The organism is Streptomyces sp. CRN 30 (assembly GCF_034105845.1).
This window is the reverse complement of sequence record NZ_JAVRHI010000372.1, coordinates 42,912-60,700: the sequence shown is the minus strand read 5'-3', so window position 1 is coordinate 60,700 and position 17,789 is coordinate 42,912. Positions and strand designations below refer to the sequence as shown.

General features: G+C 71.8%; 20 protein-coding genes. 8 read left to right on the top strand and 12 right to left on the bottom strand.

The window, feature by feature from the left end; all coding sequences use genetic code 11:
• Window positions 1-7 precede the first annotated feature (7 nt).
• Window positions 8-388: a MerR family transcriptional regulator gene (locus tag UW392_RS39610; protein WP_320780097.1), complete on the top strand. Its 381-nt coding sequence runs from the start codon at window positions 8-10 to the stop codon at window positions 386-388.
• Here the strand turns inward: UW392_RS39610 and UW392_RS39605 are convergent.
• Entirely contained in the window at window positions 385-678 is a 294-nt protein-coding gene (locus UW392_RS39605; RefSeq protein ID WP_320780096.1) for a DUF2530 domain-containing protein, read from the bottom strand. The genes UW392_RS39610 and UW392_RS39605 overlap by 4 nt on opposite strands.
• Window positions 679-927: 249 nt before the next feature.
• On the opposite strand from UW392_RS39605, the gene UW392_RS39600 reads away from it, so the two are divergent.
• Entirely contained in the window at window positions 928-2,379 is a 1,452-nt protein-coding gene (locus UW392_RS39600) for an NCS2 family permease (protein ID WP_320780095.1), read from the top strand.
• A 24-nt stretch (window positions 2,380-2,403) separates the two neighbouring features.
• Here UW392_RS39600 and UW392_RS39595 read toward each other — a convergent pair whose 3' ends face one another.
• Entirely contained in the window at window positions 2,404-2,619 is a 216-nt protein-coding gene (locus UW392_RS39595) for a ribbon-helix-helix protein, CopG family (RefSeq protein WP_320780094.1), read from the bottom strand.
• A gap of 209 nt (window positions 2,620-2,828) precedes the next feature.
• On the opposite strand from UW392_RS39595, the gene UW392_RS39590 reads away from it, so the two are divergent.
• The 3 genes from UW392_RS39590 to thpR all read left to right on the top strand — a co-directional run bounded on the left by UW392_RS39590 (window position 2,829) and on the right by thpR (window position 5,513).
• Window positions 2,829-3,266: a MarR family transcriptional regulator gene (locus UW392_RS39590; RefSeq protein ID WP_320780093.1), complete on the top strand. Its 438-nt coding sequence runs from the start codon at window positions 2,829-2,831 to the stop codon at window positions 3,264-3,266.
• Between the two features lie 197 nt (window positions 3,267-3,463).
• A complete protein-coding gene (locus UW392_RS39585; RefSeq protein ID WP_320780119.1) occupies window positions 3,464-4,870 on the top strand; it encodes an MFS transporter in 1,407 nt (468 codons plus the stop codon).
• 49 nt (window positions 4,871-4,919) lie between these two features.
• On the top strand, window positions 4,920-5,513 hold the full coding sequence (gene thpR, locus UW392_RS39580; RefSeq protein ID WP_320780092.1) for an RNA 2',3'-cyclic phosphodiesterase: 594 nt from the start codon (window positions 4,920-4,922) through the stop codon (window positions 5,511-5,513).
• A 153-nt stretch (window positions 5,514-5,666) separates the two neighbouring features.
• Here the strand turns inward: thpR and UW392_RS39575 are convergent, their stop codons facing one another.
• The 3 genes from UW392_RS39575 to UW392_RS39565 form a co-directional block, all read right to left on the bottom strand.
• Complete coding sequence (locus tag UW392_RS39575; protein WP_320780091.1) at window positions 5,667-6,659, bottom strand: aldo/keto reductase; 993 nt, start codon at window positions 6,657-6,659, stop codon at window positions 5,667-5,669.
• 48 nt (window positions 6,660-6,707) lie between these two features.
• Window positions 6,708-7,289: a Uma2 family endonuclease gene (locus UW392_RS39570; RefSeq protein ID WP_320780090.1), complete on the bottom strand. Its 582-nt coding sequence runs from the start codon at window positions 7,287-7,289 to the stop codon at window positions 6,708-6,710.
• Between the two features lie 86 nt (window positions 7,290-7,375).
• Window positions 7,376-8,053, bottom strand: coding sequence for an SGNH/GDSL hydrolase family protein (locus tag UW392_RS39565; RefSeq protein WP_320780089.1), 678 nt, complete (start codon window positions 8,051-8,053; stop codon window positions 7,376-7,378).
• Between the two features lie 74 nt (window positions 8,054-8,127).
• On the opposite strand from UW392_RS39565, the gene UW392_RS39560 reads away from it, so the two are divergent.
• Window positions 8,128-9,114 carry a WD40 repeat domain-containing protein gene (locus UW392_RS39560; RefSeq protein ID WP_320780088.1) on the top strand — a complete coding sequence of 329 codons (987 nt, stop codon included), beginning with the start codon at window positions 8,128-8,130 and terminating at the stop codon, window positions 9,112-9,114.
• Here UW392_RS39560 and UW392_RS39555 read toward each other — a convergent pair.
• The gene (locus UW392_RS39555) at window positions 9,068-9,868 is read right to left on the bottom strand and encodes a TetR/AcrR family transcriptional regulator (RefSeq protein ID WP_320780087.1); all 801 of its coding nucleotides are present in this window, start codon (window positions 9,866-9,868) and stop codon (window positions 9,068-9,070) included. The genes UW392_RS39560 and UW392_RS39555 overlap by 47 nt on opposite strands.
• Before the next feature lie 98 nt (window positions 9,869-9,966).
• Here UW392_RS39555 and UW392_RS39550 point away from each other — a divergent pair, with 98 nt between their 5' ends.
• Window positions 9,967-10,932: an ATP-binding cassette domain-containing protein gene (locus UW392_RS39550; RefSeq protein WP_320780086.1), complete on the top strand. Its 966-nt coding sequence runs from the start codon at window positions 9,967-9,969 to the stop codon at window positions 10,930-10,932.
• Window positions 10,929-11,750 carry an ABC transporter permease gene (locus UW392_RS39545; protein WP_320780085.1) on the top strand — a complete coding sequence of 274 codons (822 nt, stop codon included), beginning with the start codon at window positions 10,929-10,931 and terminating at the stop codon, window positions 11,748-11,750. Before UW392_RS39550 ends, UW392_RS39545 begins: the two co-directional genes overlap by 4 nt.
• A 63-nt stretch (window positions 11,751-11,813) precedes the next feature.
• On the opposite strand, the gene serC is transcribed toward UW392_RS39545, so the two are convergent.
• The 6 genes from serC to UW392_RS39515 form a co-directional block, all read right to left on the bottom strand.
• A complete protein-coding gene (gene serC / locus UW392_RS39540; protein WP_320780084.1) occupies window positions 11,814-12,932 on the bottom strand; it encodes a phosphoserine transaminase in 1,119 nt (372 codons plus the stop codon).
• A gap of 158 nt (window positions 12,933-13,090) precedes the next feature.
• The gene (locus tag UW392_RS39535; RefSeq protein WP_320780083.1) at window positions 13,091-14,305 is read right to left on the bottom strand and encodes a cytochrome P450; all 1,215 of its coding nucleotides are present in this window, start codon (window positions 14,303-14,305) and stop codon (window positions 13,091-13,093) included.
• Complete coding sequence (locus UW392_RS39530) at window positions 14,305-14,919, bottom strand: GTP-binding protein (protein WP_320780082.1); 615 nt, start codon at window positions 14,917-14,919, stop codon at window positions 14,305-14,307. The genes UW392_RS39535 and UW392_RS39530 overlap by 1 nt, the downstream gene beginning before the upstream one ends.
• Window positions 14,900-15,259, bottom strand: a complete 360-nt coding sequence (locus UW392_RS39525) for a DUF742 domain-containing protein (RefSeq protein ID WP_320780081.1) — start codon at window positions 15,257-15,259, stop codon at window positions 14,900-14,902. The genes UW392_RS39530 and UW392_RS39525 overlap by 20 nt, the downstream gene beginning before the upstream one ends.
• The gene (locus UW392_RS39520) at window positions 15,256-15,663 is read right to left on the bottom strand and encodes a roadblock/LC7 domain-containing protein (protein WP_320780080.1); all 408 of its coding nucleotides are present in this window, start codon (window positions 15,661-15,663) and stop codon (window positions 15,256-15,258) included. The genes UW392_RS39525 and UW392_RS39520 overlap by 4 nt, the downstream gene beginning before the upstream one ends.
• On the bottom strand, window positions 15,660-17,633 hold the full coding sequence (locus UW392_RS39515) for an ATP-binding protein (protein WP_320780079.1): 1,974 nt from the start codon (window positions 17,631-17,633) through the stop codon (window positions 15,660-15,662). The genes UW392_RS39520 and UW392_RS39515 overlap by 4 nt, the downstream gene beginning before the upstream one ends.
• Window positions 17,634-17,789: the final 156 nt, after the last annotated feature.

Here is a 17,789-nt window from a genome sequence, read left to right as displayed (position 1 = left end):
GCCGGACGTGGCAGCGAGTCGGGAGGCCGGGGTGCGGATCGGAGAGGTCGCCGCGAAGGCGGGCGTCAGTGTCAGGGCGCTGCGCTACTACGAGCAGCAGGACCTGCTGCACTCCGCCCGGAACGCGGGGGGCCAGCGCCAGTACCCGGCCGGTGCCGTCGAACGGGTCAGGCTGATTCAGCAGTTCTACTCCGTGGGCCTGTCCAGCAGGGCCATCCGCGAGATCCTGCCGTTCGCCGATTCCGGTGAGGTGTCGGCGGAGCTGCTGGACCTGCTCGCGGCCGCGCGCGACCGCCTCGACCGGCAGATGGCGGACCTGCGGGACGTACGCGACCGGCTGCACACCTGCATCACCGAGGCCCATGAGCAGGAGGGGTGCCGGCCCTAGGGCGCCTGTGCCCCCTCGCCGGCCCCGAGCGCGGCATCCCGCCTGCGCGCGGCATCCCGCTTGATCGCCGCGTCCCGCCGGCGCACGTAGTAGATGCCGATCAGCCCCAGGCCGCCGCCGGCCAGGCAGGTCCAGACCCACCAGGTGTGGCCGCGGTCGTCGAACCAGCCGTAGAAGGGGAGCTGGACCAGGAAGAGGGCGAACCACAGGATCGTGCCGCCGGTGATGGTCGCGACCACGGGGCCCTCAAGGGGCTCCGGCGCCTCGTGCCTGGGTGTCCACTTCGCCATGGGGACAGCTTACGAGGGGGGGGGGGAGCGGGGCTGCTGTCGACCGCCTCGGTGGCGGAGGGGAACGCGACGGGGCCCTTCCACCCGACAGTCGTCCAGCAGGGGACGCCACGCGTGTCTACTCGCGTAGATAGCGTTTCCCCGCCTCATATGTTCATACTGAAACGGTTTGTTACTGACCGCTTCTTTTCGTAGGAAAACACCAGGCCGGCGCCCCGCGGACGACCGGCTGGTGGTGTGAGGACCCGCATGCCCACCTCGGCCCCCAGCCAGGCGTCTCCGCTCCAGCCGCCGGATCCCCGGCCCGCCCAGGGCGCCCTCGACCGCTACTTCAGGATCTCGGAGCGGGGCAGCACGCTCGCCCGTGAGGTCCGGGGCGGCTTCGCCACCTTCTTCGCGATGGCCTACATCATCGTGCTGAACCCGATCATCCTGGGCAGCGCGAAGGACATGTACGGCCACCAGCTCGACAACGGCCAGCTGGTCACCGCGACCGCCCTGTCCGCCGCGTTCACGACGCTGCTCATGGGCGTGATCGGCAACGTGCCCATCGCGCTGGCGGCGGGGCTCGGCGTGAACACCGTCGTCGCCCTCCAGCTCGCTCCCCGGATGTCCTGGCCGGACGCCATGGGCATGGTGGTGCTCGCCGGGTTCGTGGTGTGCCTGCTCGTGGCCACCGGGCTGCGGGAACGGGTGATGAGCGCGGTGCCGCTGGGGCTGCGCAAGGGCATCTCCATCGGCATCGGTCTGTTCATCCTGATGATCGGCCTCGTCGACTCCGGATTCGTCTCGCGCATCCCGGACGCCGCCCAGACCACCGTCCCGCTCCAGCTCGGCGGTGACGGTCACCTCAACGGCTGGCCCGTGCTGATCTTCGTCCTCGGCGCGCTGCTCACGCTCGGGCTGATCGTGCGGAAGGTGCCGGGCGCGATCCTGATCTCGATCGTCGTCATGACCTTCGTCGCGGTACTGATCAACGCGGTCGCCGACGTGCCGTCCTGGGGTCTGACCACCCCCGAGTGGCCGGGCAACCCGGTGTCGACGCCCGACTTCGGGCTCCTCGGCCAGGTGAGTCTCTTCGGTGGCTTCGCGAAGGTCGGCGTGCTGACCGGCGTCCTCTTCGTCTTCACCGTGCTGCTGTCGTGCTTCTTCGACGCGATGGGCACGATCATGGGCGTCAGCGACGAGGCCAAGCTGGCCGACGCCCAGGGCAACATGCCCGGCATGAACAAGGTCCTCTTCGTCGACGGCATCGCGGTCGCCGCGGGCGGGGCCACCTCCTCCTCGGCCACCACCTGCTTCGTGGAGTCCACGGCCGGTGTCGGCGAGGGTGCCCGTACGGGCTTCGCGAACATCGTCACCGGCGGGCTCTTCGCCGTCGCACTGTTCCTGACCCCCGTCGCCACGATGGTGCCGTCCCAGGCGGCCACCCCGGCGCTGCTCGCGGTCGGCTTCCTGATCCTCGCCAACTCGGTGCGGGACATCGACTGGGGCGACCACACGATCGCGATCCCCGCGTTCGTGACCATGCTGATGATGCCGTTCACGTACTCGATCACCAACGGCATCGGCATGGGCTTCATCACCTTCGTGGTGCTGCGCCTCGTGGCCGGCCGGGGTCGGGAGGTGCCCGTGGCGATGTACGTCGTCTCGGCGGTGTTCGCCTTCTACTACCTGATGCCGGCGCTGGGGCTCACGTGATGCCCGCGCATCCCGTCACCCGCGTCACACGGGGTCCGGTGACTCCTGTCCCCGGTCGCACGTGACCTCGTAGAACCTCTCCGTCTCGTCGACGGCGGCCTGGAACCGGTCGTCGAAGTCGTCCCGAATGAGCGTCCGGACCACATAGTCCTGGACGCTCATTCCGCTTCTGGCGGCCCGCCGCCGGACGCGGTCGAGCAGGTCGCGATCCATCCGCAGGCTGAGCACGCTGGTCCCCATGGAGACGAGGGTCGGACGGGTGCGGGCGCGGCGGGTCAGGTTCCGGCGACGGCTCACTCGTACGAGTGATTACGTGGGGTTACCTGTGCCGTGCGAGGTGAAGCCGGGTGGAGCCGGGTGAAGCCGTGAGGCGCGAGTGGCGGGACTCACGGTCCTGTCGGTGCCGCGCGAGTGGTACTTAGTTAGAGTAATGAGTTAAGCTAAGGAACATGTCCGAACTGACCCATGGCGACGACGACGCCGCTGTGAACGCACTCCGTTCCGCCGTCATGCGACTGTCCCGCCGGCTCAAGCACCAGCGGGTCGACGAGTCCCTGAGCCCCACCGAGATGTCGGTGCTCGGCACGCTCGCCCGCTGCGGCACCGCCACCCCGGGCGAGCTCGCCCGCAAGGAGCACGTCCAGCCACCCTCGATGACCCGCATCGTGGCGCTGCTGGAGCACAAGGGCCTGGTCAGTCTGGAGCCGCACCCCGAGGACCGGCGCCAGAAGGTCGTCGCGCAGACCGAACGCGCCGAGGCGATGCTCGAGGAGAGCCGCCGCAAGCGCAACGCGTGGCTGGCCACCCTGGTCGAGGACCTCGACGAGGACGAGTGGGCCAAGCTGCGCGAGGCCGCGCCCGTCCTGGAGAAGCTCGCGCACCTCTGAGCGCGGGTGAGGGTGCCGGCCGACCGAACCGCACGCGCCCGGCGCCCGCGCACGTACATGCCGCGCCCGCGCAGGGCGTGCACCCATGAGCCCCCCGGCCGACCCGCCGGAGGGCCCTACCGAGGACGACGATGTCCGTGACCGACGGGGCCGCCGCGACGGCCGACGACGTCCGTGACGCCAAGGAGGCGAACCTTTTGAGTTCGGGACCCGGAGCAGACTCCGCCCCCGCACCGACCACCCACGACTCCCCGCCCACCCACGATCCGAAGGCCCAGGCAGCCGCCGCCTCCGCCGGCTCCTCCCGCTCTTCGATGTTCCGTTCGCTGCGGATCCGCAACTACCGGCTGTTCTTCATGGGGCAGGTCGTCTCGAACACCGGTACCTGGATGCAGCGCATCGCCCAGGACTGGCTGGTGCTCAGCCTCACCGGCTCCTCCACCGCCGTCGGTGTCACCACGGCGCTGCAGTTCCTGCCGATGCTGCTCTTCGGCCTGTACGGCGGTGTCCTCGTCGACCGGCTGCCCAAGCGGCCCACCCTGCTCGGCACCCAGGCGGCGATGGCCGTGACCGGTCTCGCCCTCGCCGTCCTCACGCTCTCCGGGCACGTCGAGGTCTGGCACGTGTACGTCGCCGCCTTCGCCGTCGGCATGGCCACCGTCCTCGACAACCCGGCCCGCCAGTCGTTCGTCTCCGAGATGGTCGGCCCCGAGCAGCTGCAGAACGCCGTCAGCCTGAACTCGGCGAACTTCCAGTCGGCCCGGCTGATCGGCCCCGCCGTCGCGGGCGTGCTGATCACCGGCGTGGGCACGGGCTGGGCGTTCCTGCTCAACGGCCTGTCCTTCATCGCCCCGATCACCGGTCTGCTGCTGATGCGCGCGCGTGAGCTGCACGTGGTCGAGCGGGCTCCGCGCGGCAAGGGGCAGCTCCGCGAGGGGCTCCGGTACGTCGCCGGGCGTCCCGAACTGATCTGGACGATCGTCCTGGTCGGGTTCATCGGCACCTTCGGCTTCAACTTCCCGGTGTTCCTCTCCGCCTTCGCGGACGACGTCTTCGCGGCGGGAGCCGGCTCGTACAGCCTCTTCAACACGCTGATGGCGGTCGGCTCCGTGGCCGGCGCGCTGCTGGCGGCGCGGCGCGGCACGTCCCGGATGCGGGTGCTGATCGCGTCGGCGCTGGCGTTCGGCGCCGTGGAGGTGGTGGCGGCCGTGACGCCGTCGCTGTGGCTGTTCGCGCTGCTCATGGTGCCGATAGGGATGTTCGGCATGACCGTCAACGTCACCGCCAACACCAGCATCCAGATGACCACGGACCCCGCGATGCGCGGCCGGGTCATGGCCCTCTACATGATGGTCTTCCTGGGCGGTACGCCGGTGGGCGCGCCGATCGTCGGCTGGGTCACGGACACGTACGGTCCCCAGGTCGGTCTCGCCGCGGGCGGTCTGGTCTCGCTCGTCGCGGCCGCCGTGGTGGGCCTGGTGCTGACGCGCGTCGGCGGCCTGCGGCTGTCGGTCGGCTGGCACCACGGGCACCCGCGGCTGCGGTTCGTGCCGCTGGCCCGGCCGGAGGCCTCGGGGCAGCGGCTGGTGACGGCTGCCAGGTGACCACCTCGCTCGCCTGCCGGGTGACCGCCTCGCCCGGCAGGATGGCCGCATGAGACTGTTCGCCGCCGTCCTGCCGCCCGCCGACGTGACCGAGGAGCTCGCCGGTGCCGTCGCCGCGTTGCGGCGGCTGCCGGGCGCCGACCGGCTGCGCTGGACGGAGCGGTCGAACTGGCACTTCACGCTGGCCTTCTACGGCGAGGTCGGCGACGGGGCCGTACCGGACCTGGCGGAGCGCCTGGGCCGGGCCGCGCGGCGCACCGGGCCCTTCCCGCTGGCGCTCCGGGGCGGCGGGCAGTTCGGCCGGGGGCGCGCGCTGTGGACGGGGGCCGGGGGAGACCACCGCACCCTGCGGCTGCTGGCCGGCCGCGCGGAGGCGGCGGGGCGGAAGGCGGGGCTGCCGGTGGAGGAGCACCGCGCGTACCGGCCGCACCTGACGCTGGCCCGCAGCCGGGAGGAGCTCGACGTGCGGCCGTACGTCGAGCTGCTGGACGCCTTCGCCGGCCGGACCTGGACGGTGGGCGGGCTGGCGCTGGTCCGCAGCAACCTGCCGCGCTCCGGGGTGCCCGGCGAGCGGCCCCGTTACGAGGCCGTGGCGCGCTGGGACCTGGGGGCGGGCGGCGGGGGCGATGGGGCGGCCGGTTAACCTCGACCTCGTGGACCCGAAGACCCGGAACCGGATCATGGCCGGTGCGCTCGTGCTGTTGTTCGCCGTCGTCGCCGTGGCGTCCGCGCTCGGCAGGTAGCCGAGCGCGGACGGCGCGCGCACGCGCCTGGGCCTGCCTGGTCCACCAGGCGTCTACCAGGCGAACGCCTCGGGGGACGGCCCCGGCCCCGGGAAGATCTCGTCCAGGCCGGTCAGCACCTCCTCGCTCAGCTCCAGCTCCACGGCACGGAGCGCCGACTCCAGCTGCCCGGCGGTGCGCGGACCCACGATGGGACCCGTCACGCCCGGCCGGGTGAGCAGCCAGGCGAGGGCCGCCTCGCCGGGCTCCAGACCGTGCTTGTCCAGCAGGTCCTCGTAGGCCTGGATCTGGGCGCGGCCCGCGGGGTCGGCGAGCGTGTCGGCGGCGCGGCCGGAGGCCCGGCGGCCGCCCTCGGCCTGCTTCTTCAGCACCCCGCCCAGCAGTCCGCCGTGCAGCGGCGACCAGGGGATGACTCCGAGGCCGTACTCCTGCGCGGCCGGGATGACCTCCATCTCGGCGCGGCGCTCGGCGAGGTTGTAGAGGCACTGCTCGCTGACGAGGCCGATGGTGCCGTGGCGCCGCGCGGCGAGCTCGTTGGCCTGGGCGATCTTGTAGCCGGGGAAGTTGCTGGAGCCGACGTAGAGGATCTTGCCCTGCTGGACCAGGACGTCGACGGCCTGCCAGATCTCCTCGAAGGGGGTCGAGCGGTCGACGTGGTGGAACTGGTAGACGTCGATGTGGTCGGTCCGGAGCCGCTTGAGGCTGGCGTCGACGGCCCGCCGGATGTTGACGGCGGAGAGCTTGTCGTGGTTGGGGTAGGCCTCGCCGTCGGCGCCCATGTTGCCGTACACCTTGGTCGCGAGGACGACCTTGTCGCGGCGGTCACCGCCCTTGGCGAACCAGTTGCCGATGATCTCTTCCGTACGGCCCTTGTTCTCGCCCCAGCCGTAGACGTTGGCCGTGTCGAAGAAGTTGATGCCCGCGTCCAGCGCGGCGTCCATGATGGCGTGGCTGTCGGGCTCGTCGGTCTGCGGTCCGAAGTTCATGGTGCCCAGCACCAGTCGGCCGACCTTGAGTCCCGTGCGTCCGAGCTGCGTGTACTTCATGGTCACCACCCAACGGGTTGGAGTGCGCTCCAGGCAAGGGGGACGCGGTCAGTCGCGGGGGAACTCGTCGGTCTTGAGGGTGAGACCCAGGGAAGTCGTGGTCAGATCCACCTCCTCGCCGAAGGCGATGGGCGTCTGCGTGACGTAGTCGCCGTTCTCGGGCCGGGTGTGGACGACGCACTTGCCGACGTACGGATCCACGATGAGGTAGACGGCAACCTCGGCTGTGGCGTAGGCGGTCCTCTTCGGACCGTAGTCGTTAGCGGCGGTTCCCTTGGAGATCACCTCGGCGATGAATTCGACGTCCTGGTGCAGCCAGTGCCCGGTCGCGTCCTGCTCCGCACCGTCGCGCAGCTTGGCCACGTCGGGGCAGAGGCCGTTCTGGTGCCCGGGGAAGTCGATGCGTACATCCGAGAAGACCAGGGCGTCCAAGCCGAACCGCGCGTCCAGGGCGTGCAGGATCCTGCGGAGGATCAACCAGTGAGTGCTCCGCTGCGGCACCATGAAGACGGCCCCCTCGACGATCTCGACCTTGAAACCCTCGGGGACGGACAGTTGCTCGAAGAGCGCGTCCAGCGCGCTCGTGTCGTCGCTCTCGGCCATCGCGATCCTGTCTTCGAGGACGGTCATCGTGGCGCTCCTCCCCGGCCGCGTCTCGATCGAACACGGCCGCGCGGTACAACGATACGCACGGTCACCAGGTCACGTACGGACTGCTACAGCAGTTCGTACGACCGCCCCAGCCCCCACCCCTGGTGCATCGCCTCCGCGAACGCCGCCGCGATGCGGTGCTCGCCGGTCGCGTTCGGGTGGGTGCCGTCGTAGGTGTCGTGGTGGATGTCGTACGCCGGGGGCGGTGAGGCGAGGAGCAGCGGGGAGCGGGGTTCGTCCAGGTCGGCGACCGCCTTGGCGAGGAGTTCGTTGAAGAAGGCCACCTCGGCGCCGAACGACGGCTCCGACTCCGCGCGCACGTTGGGTATCACCGGGAGCACGACCATCCGGATGCGCGGGTTGGCCTCGCGCGCGCTGATCACGAAAGCGCGGACGTTCTCCGCGGTCTGCTCGGCGTTGGTGTAGAAGCCCAGGTCGATCAGGCCGAGGGAGATCAGGAGGACGTCGGCGCGGCAGCCGCGTACCGCGTCGGCGATCAGCGGCACCATGTGCTGCCAGCCCTCTCCCCAGCCGGCCAGGTGGGCGCGGGGAAAGTCCGGGTCGGCGTAGTCGTACGAGGTCGGGGCGTCCGCCGCCTTGTCGTACAGCGTCTCGCGGGGGCCGACGATGCGGAACGGGCCCCCGTACGTGTCGCGCAGGTGCTGCCACAGCCGGTAGCGCCAGGTGTGGTCGCCGGCGCTGCCGATCGTCTGGGAGTCGCCGACGGGCATGAATCCGATCATCCGGTCATCATCGCGGACGGCTCGGGACCGGGTGCACCCCGGCGCGGTGCGCGCGGTGATGGCAGGCTGGGGGCATGCGCCGTCGATCACTCCCGCTGTTCGCGGGCCTCGCAGGGCTCCTCCTCGCCGCCGCCCAGGCCGCGCCCGCGGTCGCCGACGCGGAGGCATTCACCATCGAGGACCCGCGGATCACGGAGTCCAGCGGCCTCGCCGCGTCCCGCCAGCACCCCGGCATCTACTGGACCCACAACGACAGCGACGACGGGGCCTTCCTGTACGCGGTCGACAGCGCCACCGGGAAGACCGTCGCCACCGTCACCATGAGCGGCGTGGGTGCCCCGCGCGACGTCGAGGCGATCTCCATCGGGCCGGGGAACGAGCTCTACGTCGGTGACATCGGCGACAACCTCGGCGGCACCTGGGACCACGTGTGGATCTACCGGCTGCCCGAGCCGAAGGAGCTTCAGGACCAGACGGTCCGCGCCACCCAGTACGTCGTCCAGTACGCCGACGGTGCCCGCGACGCCGAGTCGCTGATGGTGCACCCGAAGACCGGCCGGGTCTACGTCGTCGACAAGAAGAAGGCGGGCGGCGCGCTGTACGAGGGGCCCGCCACCCTGTCCGCGAGCGGCGTCAACGTCTTCGAGGAGATCGCCGCCGTCGACCTCTGGGCCACCGACGCGGCGTTCTCCCCGGACGGCGAACAGCTCGCCGTCCGCGGGTACTTCGGCGGCACCGCGTTCGACTGGAACGGGGGGAAGATCAAGGAGACCGGCCGGCTCAGTGTCCCGCTGCAGCGGCAGGGGGAGTCGATGACCTACACCCCCGACGGGACGCAGATCATGTACGGCAGCGAGGGGTCGGGGAGTTCGGTGGAGCCGCGGCCGGCGCCGGCCGCGGGCGGGGGAGCGAAGGAGCCGTCCGGCGGCGGGAGCGCGCAGACCGGGGAGGACGCGGGCGACGACGCCGGGTCCACGAAGAACGTGCAGGTGGGGGTGGTGGCCGTGGCCGCCGTCATCGTGGTGCTGTGGGGGGTTCGGCGGCTGCGGCGCGCTCGGTGACCAGCACTTCGAGTCCGTCGAGGATGCGTTGCAGGCCGAACTCGAAGTGGTCGAAGTCGGGGCCGAAGGTGTCGTCGGACAGTGCGGCCATGACCGGGTAGCGGCCCGATGTCATGACCTTCTCGAGGACGGGCTCCTGGGCCTGCCAGAACTCCGCGTCCGTCAGGCCCGTCCGAAGCTCCGCGTCCTGTGCGTGGAGCTGTCCGCGCGCGGCTCCGACGACGTACCCGTCGACCATGATGATCACCGAGAGCAGCTCCGGGTCGGTGAGGCCCATGGGCTTGATGTACATGAGCACCGCCTCCATGCTGTCGAGCGCGCTGGGCCCGAGGATCGGGCGGGTCTGGTTGACCTGGAGCAGCCAGGGGTGGCGGCGGTGGAGGGCCAGGGAGGCGTGGGCCATCGCCTCCAGGGCCCCGCGCCAGCTGCCGTCGTGCCGGGTGACCGGGTTGGCGTCGAGGCTCTGCACCCGGTCCAGCATCAGGTCGAGCAGCTCCGCCTTGCCGGGCACGTAGCGGTAGAGCGACATGGTGCCGGTGCCGAGCTCGGTGGCGAGGCGGCGCATCGACACCGCCTCCAGGCCCTCCGCGTCCGCCACCTGGACGGCCGCTTCCACGATCCGGTCCAGGGTCAGGCCCGGTTTGGGTCCGCGGCTGGGGCGTTTGCCGGTGTCCCAGAGCAGTTCGAGGGTGCGCACGATGTCGCCGCTGCCGCTGGTCTCCGTGCCGCCCGTGCCCTTGGTGCCACTGCTCATGGCTTCAGGGTAATCGGTCGCGCGGAAACTGGGTACGGTGTACTCTCCTCGAACTGGGTACGACGTACCCAGTTGTGGACGGAGGGGGAGCGCGGACCATGGGGAACGACGGCTACGCGGTGCGGGCCGAAGGGCTGGAGAAGCGGTACGGGGAGAAGCGGGCGCTGGACGGCTTCGACCTGGCGGTGCGCGAGGGCACGGTGCACGGCCTGCTGGGGCCGAACGGCGCGGGCAAGACCACCGCCGTACGCATCCTGGCCACGCTGTTACGGCTGGACGGGGGCCGGGCGACGGTGGCCGGACTCGACGTGGCGCGGCAGGCGCAGGAGGTGCGGGCGCGGATCGGGCTCACGGGGCAGTACGCGGCCGTGGACGAGGTACTGACGGGGCGGCAGAACCTGGAGATGTTCGGCCGGCTGTTCCATCTGGGCGGCAAGGGGGCGCGGCTGCGGGCGGGCGAGCTGCTGGAGCAGTTCAGGCTGACCGACGCGGCGGACAAGGGGGTCGGGAAGTACAGCGGCGGCATGCGGCGCAGACTGGACCTGGCCGCCTCGATGATCCTCACTCCGGCCGTCCTCTTCCTCGACGAGCCGACGACCGGTCTCGACCCGCGCAGCCGGGGCGAGGTCTGGGAGTCCGTGCGGGACCTGGTGGCGGGTGGCACGACCGTGCTGCTGACCACGCAGTACCTGGACGAGGCCGACAAGCTGGCCTCCCGGATCACGGTGATCGACCAGGGGCGGGCCATCGCGGACGACACCCCGGACGGGCTGAAGAACACGGTGGGCGGCGACCGCATCGAGGTCGTCGTCGCCGAGCGCGCCGACATCCCGCGCGCGGCGAAGGTGCTGGCCCGGGTCGCGGACGGCGAACCGGAGACGGACGACACGGAGCTGCGCGTCCACGCGCCGGTGACCGACCGCGTGGCGGCCCTGACGGAGGTGGCGCGCACCCTCCAGGACGAGGGCGTGCCGGCCCAGGACATCGGTCTGCGCAGGCCGAGCCTGGACGACGTGTTCCTGCGCCTGACCGGGCACCGTACGGAGAAGGAGGCTGCGGCATGAGCGCACTGGCCCTCGCGGAGCGGCCGGCGCACGGCCGGGCGTACTGGGTCCTGGTGGACTGCTGGAACCTGGTCCGCCGCGGCCTCACCCACTACCAGCGCCAGCCGGCCAACATCCTCTGGGCGCTGGGCTTCCCGATCGTCTCCGTCCTGCTGTACGGGTACGTGTTCGGCAGCGCGATGCGGGTGCCGGGCGGCGGCGACTACAAGGACTTCCTGATGCCGGGCATGTTCGTGATGTCGATGGCCTTCGGCTTCATCAACACGGCGACGCTGGTGGTCCACGACTCCACCAACGGCGTCATCGACCGGTTCCGCTCCATGCCGATGGCCTCGTCCGCGGTGGTCGCCGGGCGCGGGGTGACGGATCTGGTCCTGGCCTGCGTGGAGCTGCTCATCATGATGGGCACCGCGTTCGCCATGGGCTGGCGGCCCGACGGCGGCTGGGGCTTCCTCGCCGCCTTCGGACTGCTCCTCTGGCTGCGGATCGCCCTGATCTGGGTCGGGGTGTGGCTGGGCCTGCTGGTGCCCAACCCGGAGGCGGCGGGCAACCTGTTCGCGGTCGCCATGCCGCTGACGATGATCTCCAGCATCTTCGTGGCCCCCCAGCTGATGCCGGACTGGCTGGGCTTCGTCGCCGCCTGGAACCCGATCTCGTCCACGGCCGCGGCGACCCGCGAGCTCTTCGGCACGCCGGTGGGCGGCGGTGACGGGTGGATCGAGCGACACGCGCTGCTGATGGCGGGGGCGTGGCCGCTCATTCTGACGGTGGTGTTCCTGCCGCTCGCGGTGCGCAGGTTCCAGCGGCTCAGCCGGTGAACGGCGAAGGGCGCCCGGCGGTCGCGCCGGGCGCCCTTCACGTCGTACGTACGGAGGGAGCGGTCAGAGCTGCTCGATCACGTAGTCGACGCACTTGGTCAGCGCCTCGACGTCCGCCGGGTCGACGGCCGGGAACATCGCGACGCGCAGCTGGTTGCGGCCGAGCTTGCGGTACGGCTCGGTGTCGACGATGCCGTTGGCGCGGAGCACCTTGGCGACGGCGGCGGCGTCGACGTCCTCGCTGAAGTCGATCGTGCCGATGACCTGCGAGCGCTTGGCCGGGTCGGTGACGAAGGGGTTCGCGTACTTGATGTCCTCGGCCCAGCCGTACAGCGTGCGGGCGGAGGTGGCGGTGCGGCGCACGGCCCAGTCCAGGCCGCCCTGGCCGTTGATCCACTCCAGCTGGTCGTTCAGCAGGAACAGGGTGGAGAGGGCCGGGGTGTTGTACGTCTGGTTCTTGCGCGAGTTGTCGATCGCCGTCGGCAGGGAGAAGAACTCCGGGACGTGCCGGCCGCTCGCGTGGATCCGCTCGGCGCGCTCGATGGCGGCCGGGGAGAACACGCCGATCCACAGGCCGCCGTCGGCGGCGAAGGACTTCTGCGGGGCGAAGTAGTAGACGTCGGTCTCGGCGATGTCGACGGGCAGGCCGCCGGCGCCGGAGGTGGCGTCCACGAGCACGAGGGAGCCCTCGTCGGCGCCCCCGACCCGCAGAATCGGGGCGGCGACACCGGTGGAGGTCTCGTTGTGCGTGAACGCGTACACGTCCACGCCCGCCTCGGCCGCGGGCTCCGGGTGGGTGCCCGGGTCGGAGGAGATGACGGTGGGCTCGGCCAGCCACGGGGCGAGCTTGGAGGCCTTGGCGAACTTGGAGGAGAACTCGCCGAAGCTGAGGTGCTGCGACTTGTTCTCGATCAGCCCGTGGGTCGCGACGTCCCAGAAGGCGGTGGAGCCGCCGTTGCCGAGGACCACCTCGTACCCCTCGGGGAGCTGGAACAGCTCGCCGATGCCCTCGCGCACCTTGCCGACCAGGTTCTTCACCGGGGCCTGGCGGTGGGAGGTGCCCATCAGGGACGTACCGGTGGCGGCCAGCGCGTCCAGCGCCTCCGTCCGCACCTTGGAGGGGCCCGCGCCGAAGCGACCGTCGGCGGGCTTGATGTCAGCGGGAATCCGGATCTCAGCCACGTCGGCGAGCCTAGCCGCTCGGCGAAACCCGGAGGAAACGAAGTCCGTGCACTGAGACGAGCGTCTCGTCCCCACCGGGGAGAGGACGGGCAGGAGCGGCGGGGCGAGCGGGAACCGCCCCCGCCCCGCTTCCCCCGGACGCCCCCGCCCCGCTCACCTCAGGCGTCCCCGCCGCCCAGCGCCGGTGTCGGCGAGAACCGCACCGGCAGCTCCGTCAGCCCCCGCAGCCACGGCGACTCGCGCCGCTTCAGGGACTCGGCGGGCACCGACAGGTCGATGTCCGGCAGCCGGTCCAGCACCACCTCGATGCCCGTCCGCGCGATCACCTCGGAGATCTCCTGCGCCGGGAACGGGCAGCGGTGCTCCCCGTGGCTGAAGGAGAAGTGCGCGTTGTTGCCCCCGGTCAGCGCCGAGCCGTCGGTGCGCACCTGGGGGTCGGAGTTGGCGCCCTGGATGCCGAGGATCAGCAGGTCACCGGCCTTGATCTGGCGGCCGCCGAGGTGGGTGTCGCGGGTGGCGTACCGGCCCGGCATGTTCTGCGTGGGCGTCTGCTCCCACAGCACCTCGTTCATGGCCTCGACGATGCTGCTGCGGCCGCCGAAGAGGGAGGCCGCGAACCGCGCGTCCGTCAGCATCAGGTGCAGCGAGGTGCCGATCCAGTCGGCGGTGGGCTGGTGGCCCGCCGACATCAGGATCATGAGGTCCTGGACGATCTCCTCGTCGGTGAACTCGCCCCGCTCGGCGAGCATCCGGGAGACCACGTCGTCGGCCGGCTCGGCCTTCCGCTCGGCCACCAGCTCGTGCGAGGAGGTGTACAGGTGCTTCTGGCCCTCGAACGCCCGCTCACCGGCGTTGATCATGTCGGTCATGGACGTGACCAGGGCCATGCCCTCGTCGTCGGACCACCCGTAGATGTGCGCCAGCACCCGCACCGGCAGCAGCATCGCGTACTCGTTGACGAGGTCCGCCTCGCCCTTGCCGCAGAAGGTGTCGATCAGCGCGTCGGCGAACCGCTCCGAGTCGGCGCGCAGCACCGACGGGTCCACCCCGTCCATCGCGTTGCTGAGCATGGCGGCCCGCCGCCGGTGCCGCTCGCCGACGGTGTACAGGATCGACGGCTGCTTGCGGTTGATCACGGGCCGCAGCGGCCAGTCCTCGGGGACGTTGTCCCACTGGTTCCACAGCTCGGAGTCGCGGCTGAACAGGGACGGGTCGCCGGTGACCTGGTGCAGCTCGCGGTAGCCGATCACCAGCCAGGCGGGGACGTCCCCGTCGAGCAGGATCGGGGCCACGGGGCCGTGCTTGCGCCGCATAGCCCGGTACATCTCGGCCGGCTCCTCATGGGATCCGGGACCGCGCAGGGGTATGGGCATTACACCAGCTCCTGGGAGGGTTGTACGTGGTTGGCGTACAGGGTGGCGACGTGCTCGACCAAGGTGATCAGGACCTCCTTGGCGGACTCCCGGGAGCGGGCGTCGATGCGCAGGAGCGGGACGTGCGGGTCCAGGTCGAGGGCCTCGCGGATCTGCGCCGGGGCGAAGTCCGGGCCGCCGAAGTCGTTGATGGCGACGACGAACGGCGTGCCGTGCTTCTCCAGGCGGTCGATGGCGTACCAGGAGTCGTCGATCCGCCGGGTGTCGACGAGGACGACGGCGCCCAGCGTCCCGGAGAACAGCCGGTCCCACAGGAACCAGAAGCGCTGCTGTCCGGGCGCGCCGAACAGGTAGAGCACATTGCGCGAGTCGAGCGTGATGCGGCCGAAGTCGAAGGCGACCGTGGTGGAGGTCTTGCCGTCGATGCCGGTGGTGTCGTCGACGGACGCGCCGGCCTGCGTCATCGTCTCCTCGGTGTTGAGGGGACGGATCTCGCTGACCGCGCGGACCAGCGTCGTCTTGCCGACGCCGAAGCCGCCCACGACCACGATCTTGAGGCCGTTGCTGGCCGACGCGCCGAGCGGCGCGCTCGCTCTAGAGGTTGCGGAGTCCAACGAGCACCTGTTCCAGAAGTTCGAGGTCGGGTACGGCTTCCTGGCGGGGGTGGCGGGCGCTGACGCGGCCCGCGGCGAGGAGGTCGGCCAGCAGGATCTTGGTGATGCCGACCGGCAGCCGCAGCTCGGCGGCGATCTCCACGACCGCCGTGGGGCGCTCGGTCATCCGCAGGATCCTCGCGTGCTCCGACTGCATGCCGGGGACCGGGTCGCACTCGGCGACGACGAGGGTCACCAGGTCGAAGGGGCTGTCCGCGCCCGACCGGCTGCGTCCGCCGGTGACGGTGTAGAGACGGTCCGGGGAGTCGTCCCGGCCGGGCCTGTTGCCGGGGCCGCTCATGAGGTCCGGGGCTGGGCGGTCAGGTACTCACCGAGCTGTTCGACGAGCTCGCTCATGTTGTGCCCGACGAGCCCCGCGTCCGCGTCCTCGGCGGTGACCACGGCCAGGTGGGCGCCCTCGCCCGCCTCGACGATGAACAGCACGCCGCCGTAGAACTCGGTCATGGCCGACCGGACGCCGCCGGTGCCGTCGCCGAACTCGACGGAGGCGCCGTGCGAGAGGGACTGGATGCCGGCCGCGATGGCGGCGAGCTGGTCGGCCTGGTCCGCGGAGAGCTCCGGCGTCCGGCACAGTTTGAGGCCGTCACGGGACAGCACGAGCGCGTGCCGTGCGCCCGGGGTGCGCTGCAACAGGCCCTCGATGAGCCACGTGAGCTTGTCGTCGGCGGTCGTCGTGCCGGTCATGAGGTGGTGTCGCCTTCCGGGTGAGAATGCGGGTGCGTGGGGGACGGGGCGGCCGTTGCACTGCCGCCGTCGGGTCCGGGAAACGTTTCGGCACCGGGTGCGGAGCCGGGTACGGGGCTGTCGGCCGCCGGCCGGGACTCGGGTGCGCGCGGGTCCGGGGCCGGTACGGCGCCGGGTACGGCACTGTCCGCGGCCGGTCCGGTCGTGCCCTGGACGCCCTGGGAGCCCTGGAGGCCGGTCCGGCCGGGAGCGGTCCGGTCCGGGGTGCCCTGACCGGTGCCGCCCTGGTCGGGGGTGTGGCGCACGGCCTGCCGGAAGGTGCCGAAGCGGGTGGCGCGCGTCTTGGCGTCCCCGGCGGCCGGCGCGGTGCGCGGGGTGCCGGAGTGGCCGGCGTTCCGTGCGCGTTCGGCCTCGGCGAGGGTGCGCCCGCGGCGGCGCCTGGGCAGCCCGTGCGGGAGCGTGTCCACGTTCCCGGCGGGGCCGGCGTCGTCGGAGTCGGGGAACTCGTGCGTGGGCACCGGGTCGGGGTCCAGGTCGGTTCCGGAGAGCGCGGCGGCGTACGAGACCTCGGCGTCCTGCGCCGGGGCGGCGGCGACCGGGGCCGGGGTGCCGCGGCGCGGGAGCTCCGGGGCGGCGGACGCAGCGGGAAGCGCGGCCGCGGCGGTGCGGCCGGCCGGGACGGCACGGGCGGAGGGAGTCGCCTGGATGCCGGGTGCGGCCGAGCCCGTCGGGCCGTCCGGGGAGACGAGGAGGTCCTGCGGGATGAGCATCAGCACGCCCGTTCCGCCGCGGGCCGACGGCCGGTAGGAGATCTTGAGGCCGTACCGCTTCGCCAGCCGGCCGACCACGGCGAGGCCGAGCCGGGTGCCGGTCAGACCGCCGAGCTCGGTGCCCTCGCCGGAGACCGCCCGCTCGGCGCGGCGCAGCTGCACCTCGCCCATGACGAGACCGCTGTCCTCGACGGAGATGATGGCACCGGCCGGGACCTGCTCCACGTAGAGGTGGACCTCGGCGGTGGGCGGGGAGAAGTTGGCGGCGTTGTCGAGCAGTTCGGCGAGCGCGTGCATCACGCCCTCGGCGGCGTGCCCGGCGACGGCGGCGTCGCTCGCGGAGTGCACGCGCACCCGCTGGTAGCCGCTGATCCGGCCCATGGCGCCGCGCAGGATGGACTCCATGCTGATCGGCCGGGCCCAGCGGCGGCCCGAACGGGCTCCCGTCAGTACGGCGATGGAGTCGGCGAGGCGTCCGGCCTGCGCGGTGCGGTGGTCGAGGTGGAGGAGGTCGGTGAGCACGTCCTCGTCGGAGTGCTTCTCCTCCATCGCGCGCAGGTCCGCGAGCATCCCGGTGGACAGGGCCTGCATGCGGCCGGCCACGTTGGCGGTGGCGGAGACGGCGGCGGCGCGGCGCGAGTCGGCCTCGCGCAGCTTCTTGACGGTCCGGGCGTTCTCCTCGGCGAGCCGGGCGGTCTCCACGGCCCGCTCCTCGGCCAGCCGGGCGGCCTGCGCCGTGTACTCGTCGGCCAGCCGGGCGCGCTCCGCCTCGTGCTCCTCGGCCAGGCGGGCGCACTCGGTGTTGAGGGCCTCGGTGAGCCGGGTGCGCTCCTGGGCCAGCTCGGCGGTCAGGCGGGCCCGCTCCCGGTCCATCTCGTCGGTCAGCCGCAGGCGTTCCTTGCGGGCGTCCTCGGCGATCCGGGCCCGCTCCTGGAGCAGCCGGCCCACGTCCTGGGTGACGGACTCCAGTTGACGGCGCGCCGCCCGGGTGGCGAGGACGCCGTGCACGGCCACGGCGACGGCCGCACACAGCAGCAGGGCGGCCGCGCTGCCGCCCAGCGCGAGGGGCACCCGCACGGAGTCGGGCGCGACGACGACCGCGCTCGCCACCGCGAGCCCGGCCAGGACCACGGTGAGCGAGAGGGCGGGCAGGAGGCTGCGGGCGGCGGGCCGTTCGCCGGGGGGCGTGGGGGAGGTCATCAATCGATTCCTCGGTCGGGTCCGCGGGCGTTCACCGTGGTCTGGGGTGGCCCTCGGGGCGGGTCCTAAGGCGGTCCTTCGAGCGGTCGTGGTCGTTTTTCGGATCTCTTCTTCAGGTGAGAGCCGACACCTTTGCGCACCTGGCGGTCACTATAT